We start from the raw sequence: 14,907 nt of genomic DNA, 5'->3' as shown, positions 1-14,907 counted from the left end.
CCCCTGTCAACCGAGGCAAAATCACCTCGGCCAACAGCACACACCCGACATCGAAAACCGCGAAACAAATCCCGCTTCAGTCCAACACCGGCCACACAGAGCCCCTATCGCGGAGCGATTTAGTGCTTGCGCACAAAGCACCCGTTCATGCTTAGTGCGGCATTCGGAAAATAGGGCTCTCAGCCGCCGAATGCTAATGCAGCAGGCACCTTGGCGCAGATGGAACGGAACCAGTCATCGGCAGAATAGGTCAAGCCTCTGATCTTTCACTGTCTTGTTCGATGTGCTGTCGTTCGCATCGTAGGGCCGGACTTTTGCGTTACAAGCGGCGAAATCGGGCTTCGAGCCGATGTCGTTGAAAAAATCGTTGTTTTTGGCGGCATACCCGAGGTTATGGACCTAATTTCTTGGAGCAACCTGTGGCTGTACCGCTCTTCTACGCGGCGGCAGGCACTATTGGCTTCAGTTTGGCCAGTTTCCTGAGGTTCTGGGCGGTGGCTGCGAGGGTGAACTCGCCTTGGACGCCACATGGGCCTCGTAGTCGGAGCCGCCCCAGCCCGAGGATGCGTTTGAGGTGTGCGAAGAGCATTTCGACCTTCTTAAGCCGCCTTTGGGCAGTCGGGTTGTAGTCGGAGGCCGTGCAGAGCCGGGCGAAGTCTCTCACGATCTCATATTCTTCTCGATTAATGCTGCGCGTTGCAGTGTTGGGGCAGCATTTTTGCATCGATAGGCAGGTCTGGCAGTCGAGTTTTGAGCTGCGATACTGTCGGCGACCGGGCTTGGGTTTGTGTCTTCTGGGATCAGAATAATTTCGCCGGGTGTGGCGCAGTTCTTTACCTTCCGGGCAGATGTAGCGGTCATTTTCTTCGTCCCATGTGAAGTCGGATCGCGACCAGGTGCCATCCTTGCGCTTTGAATGATCCAAGACCGGAATGAACGGGAGTATCTTCCGCTTGAGCGTCAGCCAAACCAGACTATCAGATGAGCCATAGGCGGTGTCCGCTGCGACCCAATCAGGCTTCAGGCCAAAGCGCTCTTCCGTCCGGTCGATCATCTTGCGCATGGCGCCTACCTCTGCCTGCCGGATCGAGCGGCTGGCATCCACGTCAAGAATGATCCCATGATCCGTGTCGATCAGGTAATTGTCTGAATAGGCAAAGAATGCAGGTCCTTTGCGAGCGGCGGTCCATTGGCTGGCGGGATCGGCATGTGCCGTGTACTTGGGTGTTGTCTCACTGGCCGCACCGAATGCTGCGTCATCGAGAGTGTCGAGATACTCGCGCGCCGCCCATGATATATCATTGGGATCGATCTCCCTGGCCACCCATTCTTCGGGATTGCTGGAGTTCTGCTTCTGAACATCCGCAACAATCAGGCTGGCATCCACGGCGAACCCCTGGCCACCGACAAGCCCTTCCGACACGCATCTTTCAACAGTCGTCTCAAAAACATGACGCAGCAGATCACTTTCGCGGAAGCGACCGTGCCTGTTCTTGGAGAATGTCGAGTGATCCGGGATGCGGTCAGTCAGATCAAGGCGGCAAAACCAGCGATAGGCCAGGTTCAGATGAACCTCGTCGCAAAGCCGCCGCTCGGATCGGATGCCAAAGCAGTATCCCACCACAAGCATGCGGATCATCAGTTCAGGATCGACCGATGGTCGGCCCGTGTGGCTATACAAACCCGCCAGATGCCCCCGGATGCCGCTCAGATCGAGATGCCGATCAATCGGTCGCAGCAGATGATCTTGCGGGACATGCTCCTCCAGCGAGAACTCGTAAATAAGTTCGGCCTGCGCCTCCCGCCTCGGTCCCATCATCGCCAACACTCCCGCTCAATGCGGATATTGAATCAGCCACTTAATCGCCAATCAAGTAGGAGTTTTTCAACAACATCAGCCCAATGTATGTACCGGCTGCTGTTCGCAAGTGTTCAATCGCACGTTCTCAGGAAGTCGCTGATATGTATCCGGCCTGTTGATCGACACGCGGGTCGTGGCCCTGTTGGGAGTACGCACGCGCCTCTGTCTCATTAGCGACCAGATCAGTTACGACCAAATGGGCTCTCAGACTTTGGGTGCGTCTTCATTCCGTTCCATGCAGTTGAGGTTTACGAACATCGTTGCGGCTGTGGCCTGTTTAGATCGCAGCCGCTGTCTCTTTTTCCTTCCAATCAAATTCATTGCCGGAGCTAAGGACGCTCCAGGCAATACGGGCCAGCTTATTCGCCAGTGCAACTCCGAGTTTGTTGTGCGGCATGCCCGCCGAGGCTTCCTCCAGCCAGGCCCCGAAGCTGAACTGTGGCCAGTTCTTTGGCCGCATCATGATGACTTGGGCGACTTGCACAAAGAGCATCCGCAAATATCGGCTGCCGCGTTTTGTAATCCGTCCGACAACCGTACGCCCGCCCGTGCTGTGCTGCCGTGGCACCAAACCAAGCCAAGCTGCAAAATCACGCCCTCGGTTAAAAGCTTCGCCTTTCCCGATGGCTGCGACCATTGCCGTCGAGATGAGCAGGCCGATGCCTGGAATGGTCATTAAGCGCTGGCAGCTTGCTTCTGTTTCGCTGACTGTCTTAATTTCTAACGGTGTCATTTTGATCCGCTCGTCTAGCCATATCCAATCGTGCTGGAGGCCGATGATCAGCTTGCGCATGCGCAGTGATATCTCGTCGCTGCGGTTTTCCAATATGGCCGGAAGCGAAGTGCGCAGAGCGGCCACGCTCGGTCGAACCGTGATGCCCTGTTCAATCAAAAAGGCGCGGATCTGATTGATTGCTGCGGTTCGCCGCGACACAAGACGCGCCCGGACACGATGCAAGGCCTGTAAGTCGAGCTGATCCTGTGTCTTCTCTGAGACCGTCTAGAGATTGGGACGCAGCGCGGCTTCTGCAATCGCTTCTTCGTCGTTGTAATCGTTCTTTTGCCCCTTTTTGAAGGGCTTCACATAAATTTCCGGAATGATCCGGGGCTCAAACCCCAGGCCGCGCAGGCTCCGGCTGACAATGTGCGCACTCAGGCAGGCCTCCATCCCGACAACACAGCGTGGCAGCTTTTCAAATGTCGGCATCAACGCCATCCGTTTGATTTTTTTGCGCAACACAAGCCGGCCATCATAATCAAAGCCAACCAAGTGGAAGACGTCTTTGCCAATATCGATGTCAATCGACTGCAGCTCATCAAAGCCCTTATTCGCCATGCTACTTCTCCAGTTTGCAGAAATAGGCAAATCCTAACCTGCTGGGTGAAGCAGCCGGTACATCCCATTAGTAACAGATGCTGCAAAATAGACGAACGACGGCACTACAGAATTACGGATCCTTGGACACCTGTGGTGCCGGAGGTCTAGCTCGACAACCTGCACATCTCTAGAAACCGGTCAATCAGCCCTGTCTGCACTACTTGGCGCGAGCGAGCAATCACCACCCTGTAGTGCCCAATGTTTTCCTTGAGCGGCCGCGCAACGATGGTGTCGCCTTCAATAGTGCGGTCCTGCTTGGGCGGGAAGCCCGCAAGCGTGAACCCGAACCCCTTGCCGACGTAAGCCTGAACCAGCTCGCGCGATTGGGACTGGAACGGCACTTCGGGGTGGACGCCCGCGGCCTGCAGCAGTTGCAAGTAACTGGGGCCGGGGCCAGCGGGTGAAACCGCAACGTAAGGCAGACCGGTCAGTTCGGACAGGCTGATCCGGCTTTTCACCGCCAGGGCGTGTGACGCTGACAACAGAACCAGGGGTGGCAGCTCCAAAAGGATTTCAGACTCATGCCGGCGGGAGTCTTCCCCCTGGTCAAAAACCACCAGCGCATCCACTTCGCCAGCATCCAGCGAATCTACCAATGCTGGATAGTCGGCTTCCTTTACTTCGATACGGACGCCGGGATGGCTTTCGCGGAAGGCAAGCACTGCAGGCAGGACGATCCGCTGTGCCAGTGCGTGATGGGTGCCGATGTGGATCCTGCCAGCGCCGCCTGATACGAGATCCGCGGCCTGCCTGTCCAGAGCGTCGGCCTGCGCCAGCAAGGCCTCGGCCTGGGTGGCAAACGTCTCGCCAGCGCGGGTCAGCCGCATGCCTTGTGCCGGAAACCGGTCGAACAGGGTCAGGCCGGTGGCGGCCTCCAGCTTGTCCAGTGCCGAGGCGATAGCCGCGGCGGAGACATTCAGTTGCCGCGCCGCCTGGGCAATGCCGCCCTGCCGCGCGGTTTCCGACAGATAGGTGAGTTGGCGAAGGGTGAAGCGAAGCATCGGAAATATCCATCTTTGATGAAGATTAAATCAGTTTTTCCGACTTTGAGGCAATCCCTATGCTGCCTTCAGGACAGATTGGAGGCTGACATGGAAATTTTGCCGCTGACGGGTGGACTGGGTGCGGAAATCCTTGGGGCGGATATCCGCCGCGGCGCAGACTTTGATGCCATCCAGCGCGCCTTTGCCAAATACTCGGTGATTGTGCTGCGGGGCCAGAACGTCAGGCCAGGGGATCACCTGGCATTTGCCCGCCGTTTTGGTCCGGTCAACGTGAACCGGTTTTTCAAGCCCGTTGAGGGGCACCCGGAAATCGCCATGGTGCTGAAGGAGAAGGACCAGACGGAGGCCGTTGGTGAGGGATGGCATACCGATCACTCCTATGACCAGGAGCCGGCGATGGGCTCGGTTTTGCACGCCATTGAGATGCCGTCCTATGGCGGCGACACGCTGTTTGTCTCCATGGGCGCTGCCTATGAGGCGCTCTCAGAGCCGATGCGCCGGTTTCTCGACCGTTTGACGGCCGTACATTCCTCGCGCCATGTGTTCGGCGCCGCCGCGATGGACAGCGAGGCGGCGAAATCCGGCCGTCTGGGCAATGCAGAGGCAGCTACACAGGACGCCCGGCATCCGGTTGTCCTCACCCATCCCTTGAGCGGACGGCGCGGCCTTTTTGTGAACCCGGTCTTCACCACCCGCATTGAAGGACTGAACCCGGAAGAATCCTCGGCGCTTCTGGCCATGCTCTATGCCCATTGCCAGCAGCCGGAGTTTCAATGCCGGGTACGCTGGCGGGCCGGTGACATCACCATGTGGGACAACCGCGCCACCTGGCACAAAGCGATCAACGACTATCACGGCTTCCGACGCCTGATGCACCGCGTCACTGTCGAGGGCGGCCCACTTGCGACCACCCCCGCAGCCTGACCCATAGTGAAAGCACCGGTATGACTAACAACAACCCTCAGGCAGAAACCAGCCGCCCCAATGTTATCCTGATCCTCGCGGACGACATGGGATTTGCCGATCTCGGCTGCACCGGTTCGGAAATCCAGACTCCCAACATCGACGCCCTCGCGCGGGGCGGTGTGATGCTGTCTGCGATGTACAATTGTGCCCGCTGCTGCCCCACGCGCGCCTCGCTCCTCACCGGCCTGTATCCTCATAACGCCGGTGTCGGCCATATGGGCGCCAATCTGGGCGCCCCTGCCTACCAGGGGTTCCTGCGCAACGACAGCGCCACAATCGCCGAGCATCTGTGCGCCAACGGCTATGCCACGCTGATGTCCGGGAAATGGCATGTAGCCGGTGATTTCGAGCCGCGCAGCGTGGACAGTTGGCGGGTCGGCGACGTCGAGCACCCGACCCCGCGCCAACGCGGCTTTGACCGGTTCTACGGTATCATGGACGGGGCCACGCATTTCTTTTCGCCGCATTACATGCTGGAAGATGACAGCCGCGTCGAAACCTTTCCGGATGATTTCTACTTCACCGATGCCATCACCCATAAGGCCATCGGCATGATCGAAGGCGCGGTGGCAGAGGAAAAGCCCTTCTTCCTCTACCTCGCCCACACCGCACCGCACTGGCCGCTGCATGCCCATCCCGAGGACATCGAAAAATACAATGGCGTCTATGCCAAGGGCTGGGACCATATCCGCACCGCGCGCCACGAAACGATGAACGACCAGGGCGTATTTCAGCGGAGCTGGGACATCTCCCCGCGCGACGGCACCGTGCATGGCTGGGAGCAGGAAAAGAACCGGGACTGGGAGGCCAGCAAGATGGCCACCTATGCAGCGATGGTGGACCGCATGGACCAGTCGATTGGTACTTTGATCACAGCCCTGAAACGGCTCGGGCAGTTCGACAACACGCTGATCTTCTTCCTCAGCGACAACGGCGGCTGCGCCGAGTTCATGGCCGAGGACGGCTGGGCGAAGTTCTACCCGGACAAAACACACGACGGAAAGCAGATCACTATGGGCAATGTGACCGGCCTGCGCCCGGGCGATGCCCAGACCTTCCAGAGCTATGACAAGCCCTGGGCCAATGTCTCCAATGCGCCGTTCCGCCTTTACAAGCATTATGTGCATGAGGGCGGCATCTCGACCCCTCTGGTCGCCCATTGGCCAAAGGGGTTCAAACCGCGCGGCAATGCCCATGCGGCCTGCCATGTGGTCGATATCCTGCCGACCATCCTGGAAGCCGCCGGCGCCGGCTACCAGACCGAGGTGGGCGGTCATGAAATTCAGCCGCTGCAGGGGGAATCGCTGATGGCCCTCTTTCAGGGCAAGGACTGGAAACGCGAGCAGCCGATCTTCTGGGAACACGAGGGCAACGCCGCGATCCGGCTGGGCCAGTTCAAGCTGGTTCGACTGCATGGTTACCCCTGGGAGCTATACGACATTGAGGCGGACCGCACCGAGCTAACCGACCTTGCAGGCCGTAACCCCGCCTTTGAGAAGGATCTGATCCGCCAGTACCAGGCCTGGGCGCAAGCCGTCGGCGTGCTGGACTGGGCCGAAGCGCTGCCGAAACTGCTGGCGGCATGGAAGATGGAAACCGCAAATGGCTGAAACTGATGGCTAAGCGGCTACTGCGGCGCCCCTAGCAAAAGAAAGGTTTGTCCCGCTCCCTTCTGGTTCCGGCAGCGCGCAGCGAAAGGGCGGTATGGATTCGGCATCTCATGACGGGGTTCAATGGCCGCTTCGGCGACGTGAGCTTCAACGCAGCAGAAAGCCCGCCGCACGAGCGAGCGAAGGCGCTCTTCAGCACGCCACTTTGACGGCGGCACATGCTGCCGCTTCCCGGGCAGAGGTTTTCCCTCTGGAGGCGGTCATCGCTGACAACCTGGAGCCCCTGCCCTGAGGCTGCATCCGATCCTGTCGTCCCGGTACCGGGAGCTGATCGAGGACCTGGCTGGCGCCCTGAACGCGCCACAGGTGCGGCGGGAGGCCACTTCGTCGCTGCGGGCTTTGATTTCGGAGGTTCGGATGGTTCCGGACGCTGATGCGCCCGGCGGCCATCAGCTTGAACTTGTTGGGGAATTGGCGGGGATCATGGCTTTGGGGCAGCCGGATTCGAAAAATCCCCCGCGAGGTGCGGCGCATGCTCATCAAAGCTCGCAGCATCCATGCAGAAGCTGCCTGCGACGAGCGCAGTTGGCCCAACCTGCAGAACAAGAACCAAGGCAATCAACCGCTTCAAACCCCCATAGAGCCAGCTGGCCTGCCCAATTCCAGCACCGCGATTTCCCGCTTGCGCGCTTCTCCGACGCCAGGCAAGGCCGCGCATCACTCAAACGTCGCGCGTGGCGTCCGAAAAACCTGCACCATTTGTGCCGTTCATACAGCGGTAACCAACTGCGGTAGGAAACGGCGGTTGCCTGCTCCCGCAACCAACTTTAGCGAACTTTCCGCATCGCCAATGCCCGCCTCTTCGGCGGGTTTTGCTTTTTTAGGCATGGCGATCAAATTGCCCTGCATGTCCAGGATGCTGAAGCGTGTCCAGGAAATAGCTGTTCTCTGCCACGCCTGGAATGCCGAACGTGCGCGGCTCGCTTCCCAGTGCCAGAACAAGGTGGTCGTAATGCTGCGTGCGCTCAAGGATGGTTCTGCCGGTCACGCCGTTGCGGCCGGAAATCGAGATGGTCCTTGCTTGGCGATCGAGCCGCAGCAATTCGCCCGTCCTGAACCGGAAACCATGCATATCAGCGAGCGACAGATAACTGATTTCGTCACCGGAGTGCCTCCGCGTACCAGCGGCCACTTCGTGGTAAAGCGGTTTCCAGACGTGGGTCATCTCGCGGTCAACCAGAGTCACCCGGACCTCTTTGCTCCGGCGCAGTTTCCGGGCAAGCCTGATGGCCAGTTCCAGCCCGCCTGCGCCACCGCCAACGACTACGATCTCTGTCATGAAACTTGCCTTTTGCTGTCAGACCGAAGCGGCCTGCGAATAGTAAGGCCAGCAGCACGGCGATGCCGGATGCGATGCAAAAACCGGGCGCTGCTGCTGCCTCCTGAACGGAAGTCAATTGCTGGAAAACCCTAGGAGCCCTGCCTGACGGCCTGCCAGTCCCACCGAAGGGGGACTACCGGGATGCAGCCGGCGCAGGGATCATGCGGGTATTTCCGGAATTTTGCAGGAGCGTTCGATGACAGGTTATTCGGTGAATGGACCGCGGCTTTGGTCCCGTTTGAAGGATATGGCCGAAATCGGAGCATCAGCGAACGGCGGCTCGCACCGGCTGGCGCTCAGCCAGGATGACGAGGACGGCCGCGAGCTGTTTGTGGCATGGTGCGGGAACCGTGGCTTCGCAGCGGTTTTCGACAAGATCGGCAATCTGTTCGTGCGCCGGGCCGGCCGGAACCCGGCGGTGCCTCCAGTGGTCATCGGCAGCCATCTCGATACGCAGCCCAACGGCGGCCGGTTCGACGGCGTGCTGGGGGTGCTGGCCGGACTGGAGGTGCTGGAAACGCTTGAAGACTTTGCAATTGCAACAGAAGCGCCGGTGGAGATCGCCGTGTGGACCAACGAGGAGGGCGCCCGGTTTCAGCCCGCAATGATGGGTTCGGGCGTTCATTGCGGCGTTCATTCACTTGCTGAGACACTGGCGGTGACCGACGCATCCGGCATCCCGGTTGCGCAGGAACTCGGAAAATATGGCTATGATAAGGGTATTGAGCCGGGCAGCCGCGCAATCGGCAGCTATCTGGAACTGCACATTGAGCAGGGTCCAATTCTTGAGCAGGAGGATAAGGCCATCGGGGTTGTAACCGGCGGGCAGGCGATCCGCTGGTACACCCTGACCTTGAGCGGCGAAGAGACCCACGCAGGGCCGATGCCGATGGCAACGCGGCGCGATCCGGTCCGGCATCTGGCGGCGGTAACACAGCTGGTTTACCGCATTGGCCTGGCGGATCTGGACGCACGCGCGACCATCGGGGTGATCGAAACGCGGCCCGGCTCCATCAACGTGATGCCGGGGCAAGTCCGATTGTCGGTCGATCTGCGTCACCCCGATGAAGCTGCCCTGGAGCGGATGCATGACACGCTCACCGAGGAGATTGCAGGATTGAACAAGACAGCCGAAGGCTTGGACATCAGCCTGGAGCAGACTTGGCACTCGCCAGTGGTGGCCTTCGACGCACAACTGACAGGTGCGGTGCGGGCCAGCGCCACCGCGCGGGGCTATGCCGCCCGGGACATGGCGTCCGGTGCCGGGCACGATGCGTTCCATCTTGCCAAGGTGGTGCCTGCAACGATGGTTTTCGTGCCCTGCCGCGATGGCATCAGCCACAATGAGCGGGAATACACGGCGCCGGAGCATGTTCAGGCCGGTGCGAATGTGCTGCTGGATGTCGCACTGCAGATGGCGGGCGCCGAGGTGGTGGCGGGAGCGACGGCGTGAGGGTCACCATTGCGGATTGGGACCCGAGGCCAGAAGCCAGGGCAGGGCAGGTTGCGGCACTGGCGGCCCATGCGGCGGCGGAGCAGAGCGATCTGGTGCTGTTGCCGGAAATGCCGCTGAGCCCCTGGCTGGCAGCTTGCCCGGAACGCGACGCCGCGCTGTGGGAGCAGTCCGTCCGCGACCACGAAAGCGGCCTGGATGAACTTGGATCGCGGGTGGGAACGGCATTGGCAGGGTCACGGCCTGTTCTGAATCCGGACGACCGGCCAGTAAACCGTGCCTTCCTGTGGCAAGATGGCCGGATAGCCGCGGGGTCGCATGAGAAAGCGGCACTGCCAGAGGAGGAAGGCTATTGGGAGAGCCGCTGGTATGATGCGGGCGAGCAGCAAGCGGTGCCGTTTGACTGGAACGGGGTGCGGATCGGTTTCGCCATCTGCACCGAGCTGTGGGACTGGACACATGCCGGCCGCCTATCGCGCGCGGGAGCCGATGTGCTTCTTGTCCCGCGCGCGACGCCGGATCTTGGCAGCGATGTTTGGGTAGCGGGAGCTCGTGCATTGGCTGTGCGAACCGGATGCTATGTCCTGTCGTCTAATTTCGCCTACTCGGGTGCTGCGGGTTTTGACTTTGAAGGCCTGTCGGTGGCGGCAGACCCGGATGGCGGGCTTCTGGCGGTCACCAGCAAGGAGCGGCCATATGCGACGGTCTCTATCAGCGTCAGTGCAGCGCGGGAAGCCAAAGTCGCCTATCCCCGGTATATACTTGACAAGATGAAAGAAAAGGAAGGTGTGTTATGAAAACTCTCTGCGCTGTTGCGGCGGGTTGGGCCGGATTGGCAGCCAGTGCGGCATGGGCGGAAACGCTGGTGCTGACCAATGGAGCAATCTACACAGTTGACGAAGCGCGCAGCTGGGCTGAGGCACTTTCCATAGACGAAGACGGCAAAATTGCCGCCGTCGGCCGCGAGACCGAGGTGCTGGCCGCCGCGGGCGAAGGGGCCGAAATCGTGGACCTGGGCGGGCGGATGGTGCTGCCGGGGTTTCAGGACATCCACCTGCACGCGGTGGAGGCCGGGGTGAACGCGGTTCTTTGCCCGTTTGAACCCTTCGATACCCTTGCGGGCTACAAGGCCACGGTGCGGGATTGCGCCGGGAACGGTGAGACCGGCGCTTGGGTGCTGGGCGCAGGGGTGAACATGGTCAATCTGCTGGAGCTGCATCCCAATCCGGTGGAAGTGCTTGACGAACTCTCACCGGGCCGCCCGGTGATGATCCTGGATGACATCGGCCATGGGGCCTGGGCCAATTCTTCGGCGCTGCAGGCGGCGGGATATGACAAGGCCGAGGATGCTGCCAATGGCAATATCATCCTGCGCGGGCCTGGAGGCCGACCCAACGGAGTGGTGCTGGAAAATGCTCCGCATAACCTGAGAACATTCGCCTTTCCGCCAACCCAGGACAACCTGGAATTCGCCTATGACAGCCTGCTGAACGCGGCAGTGGAGCTGAATGCCAACGGGATCACCTCGGTCAGCGATGCGGGAGGCTATTGGCCCCAGGGTCATCACGAGGTCTGGGACCGGGCGGAGGAAGCCGGCGAACTGACCCTTCGGGCTTCGAACGCCTTCTACATCTACCCTGACCGCCCGTTGGAGGAGCAGCTTTCCGAACTCAAAGCCCTCTACCACAACGACACTGACCGGCTGGTCCGCTTCAACGTCGCCAAGATTTATGTCGATGGCATTCTGAGCCAGGCAACTGGCGCCTTGCTGACGCCCTATGAGAGAGGTCTGGATCTGCCAGAGGGCGAGGAATACGGCTATCTGTATTTTGAAAAGGAAGCATTGATGCGGGCCGCACAGGAATTGTCGGCGGCGGGCTTCCAGCTGCACTTCCATGTGACTGGCGACCATGGTGCCCGTCTGGCGCTGGACGCAATTGCCCTGGCCGCGCCGGAGGCCGGGCCGCACCGATTGACCCATCTCTATCTTGCCGATCCCGCGGACTACCCGCGGTTTGCCGAGCTTGGCGCCATTGCCGACTTGCAGCTGGCGCCAAGCGCCGTCAGCAAGGAATACGAGGCCCTCATGGCGGAGTACATTGGCGACCGCACGGATCTGCTGCTGCCCGCCGGGGCGCTGCTGGAGGCAGGGACGACTGTGACACTCTCCAGCGATTGGGATGCGGATGAGCTGAATCCGCTGATCAAAATCGAAACTGCAGTCAGCCGGGAGCGCAACGGGTTTCCCGATGTCGCCACGGCCATCGAGGTGATGACCATCAACCCGGCAATTGCCCTGCGCCACGCGGACCGGACCGGGTCCATTGAGGCGGGGAAATTCGCGGATCTCGTGATATTGAGCGAGAATATCCTGGAAATCCCGCTGGAGAGCATCAGCGGCGTTTCCATAGGCGCGACCCTGCTGCAAGGCGAGGCGGTTTTTGATGATGCAGGACTGTTCGCAGAATGAACCTAAAGCTGCCCGCTCACCGGCCTGTCGAGGTAGGTGAGCGGGTCGCCGGTCGCATTGGCTGGGGCGCGGGTCAAAGCCTCGAGGAACAGCGAGAAAAGCTCTCCCTGCGAGGTGATGCCCAGCTTGTTGTGAATGCGCTTGCGGTGGACCTTGACCGTTTCCGGGCTGTTGCCCAGTTCGCGGGCAATGGACTTTGAGGAATGCCCCTTTAGGATCAGCTGCACAATCTCGGCTTCGCGCCCGCTCAGAACCGAGCTGGCAAAACGGTCGAAGGATTTTTTCAGATGCAGCCCCATGCGGCCGCTGCCGGCCAGCGAATTGGGGTCCAGCGCAGGCCAATGGCGGCGGCACAGCGCCCCGATGCAGGGCAGCAGCGCAAAAAGAGCAGCCCTTTGATCCGCGCCAAGCTGGAAGCCTTCTTCCCGGCTGCCCAGCGAGATCACCACGGCGGCGCCGTTCTCGAAGGCGACGAACACGCTGGTTTCGTCAAACAAGCCAGTGCCTGCGTAAAAAGTCTGAAAATACTCGGACGCCATGAAATCATCCGGCGCGCATTCAGCCAATGTGATCACCCGGTCCCCGATCCCCTGTTGAAAAAGATTGTAAAAAGGGTCGAGGAAGTAGGCAAAATCCAGGTAAGGCTTGATCGTCGCGGCGCTGTATTCATCAGACAGATTGTCGAACAGCTCCACCGGCGGGTGATCCGGGAAGAAGGCCGCGATAAAGGTGCTGTCATAGCCTGATGCCGATTGGCACAGGTCTGCGAGTGCGGCCAGGAAACCTTCTTGCCCAACGAGCTCAATGGCCCGGGCAAGGCCACCCAAGCTTTCTGAGGTTCCGGTTCCGCTGGTGTTTTGCATATTCGCTGCGTCAAACATTGTGATCTCCGGTTATCATAGTAAAAAATCCCTGGCCGCGGTCCGTGTTCAGGCCGGCTGCTGCTGTGTCATGCAGTGAATGCCGCCGCCGGCATGGCAGATCCCCCGCAGGTCCACCTGCAGGATTTCACGGCCGGGGAAGGCCTTGGCAAAGATGTCCCGCGCTGCCGCGTCGGTGGGCGTATCGAACGACGGAATCACCACGCCGCCGTTGGCGATATAGGCATTTACATAAGACAGCGCCGTGGTGTCGGTTTCCGGTTCGACCAAATAGGCCTCGTCGATCAGTCCGATCTCGATCTCGCGGCCATCGGCATCGGTCTGCCCGCGCAGGGCCTTCAGGTTCTCTTTGCAGACCTTGTGACGCGGGTTTGCCGGGTCTGGATTGCGCTCGAACAGCAGCTTGCCCGGTTCGGTGAAGGTCAGTATGCCGTCGATGTGGCCATCGGTGATACATTCCTCCTGATCGCCCGGCAGCCAGATGACTTTGCGGGCGCCGATGGCATGGAACAGCTCGCGCTCCACATCCGCCTTGGTCATGCCAGGGTTGCGGTTGGAGTTCAGGAAGCAAGTCTCCGTCGTGATGACCGTGCCGCGGCCGTCGGTATGCAAGCCGCCGCCTTCGCCAGTGAGCGGAGACTGGAACAGAGGCAGGCCAAGGCGCCGTACCAAGGCCGCGCCGATGCTTGCGTCAAATTCATAGTCCGGGAATTTCTCTCCCCAGCAGTTGAAGATCAGGCTGGAGCCGATGGTCTGCCCCTTGCCGTCTTTTACGAACAGCGGGCCGGTATCGCGGAACCAGTGATCGTTCTGGGCCAGCGGCACCACATCGACCTGGAGCGGCAACAGGCTGCGGGCATGGGCTGCATGGTCTGGATGCGTAACGATCCGGACCGGCTCGAAACAGGAAATGGCGGTCGCGACACGTATAAAGTTCTCCTGCGCGGCAGCAAGGCCCGCGCCCCAGTTGTCTTCGTGTCCGTCCCAGGGCCAGGCCATCCAGCAGGCCGCGTGGGGGGCCGTCTCAATGGGCATGACAAACCCCAGCTCACCGGGGCTTTTGCCGTTGGCAAGGGCTGCGGTCAGGTCTGTTGAGAAGTGCGTGGTCATGCTGCAGGCTCCTGCTGGGTGATACAATGGATACCCCCGCCGCCGATGGCGATGGCGGGGATCGGAACTTGCGATACGCGGCGGCCGGGGAAGAGCTCTTCAAAGGTTTCGCGCACCAGCCCGTCTTCCCGGATCCCGTACTCCGGCATCACCACGCCGCCGTTGCAGATGTAGGAATTGACGTAGGAGCGGCAGAAGCGCGGATCGTCCGAGACCGCGCTGGCGGCGTCCGGGATCTGTACCAGCGTGATGGTGCGGCCCTTTGCATCGGTCTGGCCCTCCATCGCCGTGATGTTGGCCACATTGATGCTGTGCCAGTCGTGATCCGCGGGGCCTTCCGCTTCGATCAGCGCCACACCCGGTGCGACAAAGGTTGCGATGCCGTCGACATGGCCGTCGGTTTCGGTTTCCTCCACATTGCCGGGTAGCCAGATCACCTTGTCGCCGCCAAGCATGGCTTTCAGCTCCTGCTCAATACGGTCGCGGCTCCAGCCGGGGTTGCGGTTGGCATTGGGAAAGCAACTGTCCGTGGTCAGGATGGTGCCCTCGCCATCGACAGAGACCCCGCCGCCTTCGGCAATGAGGCCGGTGTGGAAGATTGGTACATCGGCGGCATTCAAAATCGCGCCAGCCGCAGCATCATCCCCGTCAAACGGCTGGTATTTGCCACCCCAGGCATTGAAACCAAAAGACACGCCGGCCCGTCCGCCCTTTCCATTGGTCAGAAAGCAGGGCCCGGCATCCCGCGCCCAGCTGTCATCAATCGGGCTGGTGAGGATTTCTATGTCAGACC

The 14,907-nt window shown here is 60.5% G+C and carries 11 protein-coding genes and 1 pseudogene; 5 read left to right on the top strand and 7 right to left on the bottom strand.

Annotated features, from left to right (window positions below; genetic code table 11):
• Positions 1-436 precede the first annotated feature (436 nt).
• From A2I95_RS22360 to A2I95_RS22350, 3 genes and pseudogenes are all read right to left on the bottom strand, one after another.
• Entirely contained in the window at positions 437-1,819 is a 1,383-nt protein-coding gene (locus A2I95_RS22360) for an IS1182 family transposase (protein WP_291733411.1), read from the bottom strand.
• Positions 1,820-2,138: 319 nt separating this feature from the next.
• Positions 2,139-3,197, bottom strand: a pseudogene (locus A2I95_RS22355) (IS110 family transposase).
• Between the two features lie 146 nt (positions 3,198-3,343).
• Positions 3,344-4,240 (bottom strand): LysR family transcriptional regulator, encoded by an 897-nt coding sequence (locus A2I95_RS22350; RefSeq protein WP_291733408.1) that lies wholly within the window; start codon positions 4,238-4,240, stop codon positions 3,344-3,346.
• Positions 4,241-4,330: 90 nt separating this feature from the next.
• Between A2I95_RS22350 and A2I95_RS22345 the strand changes: the two genes are divergently transcribed.
• Together A2I95_RS22345 and A2I95_RS22340 are read left to right on the top strand one after the other, a co-directional pair.
• Complete coding sequence (locus A2I95_RS22345; RefSeq protein WP_291733406.1) at positions 4,331-5,167, top strand: TauD/TfdA family dioxygenase; 837 nt, start codon at positions 4,331-4,333, stop codon at positions 5,165-5,167.
• Positions 5,168-5,187: 20 nt separating this feature from the next.
• The gene (locus A2I95_RS22340; protein WP_291733404.1) at positions 5,188-6,819 is read left to right on the top strand and encodes an arylsulfatase; all 1,632 of its coding nucleotides are present in this window, start codon (positions 5,188-5,190) and stop codon (positions 6,817-6,819) included.
• An 880-nt stretch (positions 6,820-7,699) separates the two neighbouring features.
• Here A2I95_RS22340 and A2I95_RS22335 read toward each other — a convergent pair.
• Positions 7,700-8,158 carry an FAD-dependent oxidoreductase gene (locus A2I95_RS22335; protein ID WP_291733402.1) on the bottom strand — a complete coding sequence of 153 codons (459 nt, stop codon included), beginning with the start codon at positions 8,156-8,158 and terminating at the stop codon, positions 7,700-7,702.
• A 238-nt stretch (positions 8,159-8,396) separates the two neighbouring features.
• Between A2I95_RS22335 and A2I95_RS22330 the strand changes: the two genes are divergently transcribed.
• Genes A2I95_RS22330 through A2I95_RS22320 form a run of 3 tightly spaced genes read left to right on the top strand, consistent with a single transcriptional unit; the run spans position 8,397 to position 12,123 of the window.
• The gene (locus A2I95_RS22330; RefSeq protein ID WP_291733400.1) at positions 8,397-9,653 is read left to right on the top strand and encodes a Zn-dependent hydrolase; all 1,257 of its coding nucleotides are present in this window, start codon (positions 8,397-8,399) and stop codon (positions 9,651-9,653) included.
• Positions 9,650-10,450 (top strand): carbon-nitrogen hydrolase family protein, encoded by an 801-nt coding sequence (locus A2I95_RS22325; protein ID WP_291733399.1) that lies wholly within the window; start codon positions 9,650-9,652, stop codon positions 10,448-10,450. The genes A2I95_RS22330 and A2I95_RS22325 overlap by 4 nt, the downstream gene beginning before the upstream one ends.
• Complete coding sequence (locus A2I95_RS22320; RefSeq protein WP_291733397.1) at positions 10,447-12,123, top strand: amidohydrolase; 1,677 nt, start codon at positions 10,447-10,449, stop codon at positions 12,121-12,123. The genes A2I95_RS22325 and A2I95_RS22320 overlap by 4 nt, the downstream gene beginning before the upstream one ends.
• A gap of 2 nt (positions 12,124-12,125) precedes the next feature.
• Here the strand turns inward: A2I95_RS22320 and A2I95_RS22315 are convergent, their stop codons facing one another.
• The 3 genes from A2I95_RS22315 to A2I95_RS22305 all read right to left on the bottom strand — a co-directional run.
• The gene (locus tag A2I95_RS22315) at positions 12,126-13,004 is read right to left on the bottom strand and encodes a LuxR family transcriptional regulator (RefSeq protein WP_291733395.1); all 879 of its coding nucleotides are present in this window, start codon (positions 13,002-13,004) and stop codon (positions 12,126-12,128) included.
• A gap of 48 nt (positions 13,005-13,052) precedes the next feature.
• Positions 13,053-14,114, bottom strand: coding sequence for an agmatine/peptidylarginine deiminase (locus A2I95_RS22310; RefSeq protein WP_051371871.1), 1,062 nt, complete (start codon positions 14,112-14,114; stop codon positions 13,053-13,055).
• Positions 14,111-14,907: agmatine/peptidylarginine deiminase (locus tag A2I95_RS22305; protein WP_291733391.1), on the bottom strand; the 797-nt coding region annotated here is incomplete at its 5' end. The genes A2I95_RS22305 and A2I95_RS22310, both read right to left, overlap by 4 nt.

Source organism: Leisingera sp. F5 (genome assembly GCF_001593695.1).
The sequence above is the reverse complement of the archived record's forward strand: the minus strand, read 5'-3'. Positions and strand labels throughout refer to the sequence as shown.

Excerpts from the sequence above, each read along its gene's own strand:
- A2I95_RS22360 (WP_291733411.1), bottom strand. The coding sequence starts at position 1,819 with ATGATGGGACCGAGGCGGGAGGCGCAGGCCGAACTTATTTACGAGTTC.
- A2I95_RS22350 (WP_291733408.1), bottom strand. The coding sequence starts at position 4,240 with ATGCTTCGCTTCACCCTTCGCCAACTCACCTATCTGTCGGAAACCGCG.
- A2I95_RS22345 (WP_291733406.1), top strand. The coding sequence starts at position 4,331 with ATGGAAATTTTGCCGCTGACGGGTGGACTGGGTGCGGAAATCCTTGGG.
- A2I95_RS22340 (WP_291733404.1), top strand. The coding sequence starts at position 5,188 with ATGACTAACAACAACCCTCAGGCAGAAACCAGCCGCCCCAATGTTATC.
- A2I95_RS22335 (WP_291733402.1), bottom strand. The coding sequence starts at position 8,158 with ATGACAGAGATCGTAGTCGTTGGCGGTGGCGCAGGCGGGCTGGAACTG.
- A2I95_RS22330 (WP_291733400.1), top strand. The coding sequence starts at position 8,397 with ATGACAGGTTATTCGGTGAATGGACCGCGGCTTTGGTCCCGTTTGAAG.
- A2I95_RS22320 (WP_291733397.1), top strand. The coding sequence starts at position 10,447 with ATGAAAACTCTCTGCGCTGTTGCGGCGGGTTGGGCCGGATTGGCAGCC.
- A2I95_RS22315 (WP_291733395.1), bottom strand. The coding sequence starts at position 13,004 with ATGTTTGACGCAGCGAATATGCAAAACACCAGCGGAACCGGAACCTCA.
- A2I95_RS22310 (WP_051371871.1), bottom strand. The coding sequence starts at position 14,114 with ATGACCACGCACTTCTCAACAGACCTGACCGCAGCCCTTGCCAACGGC.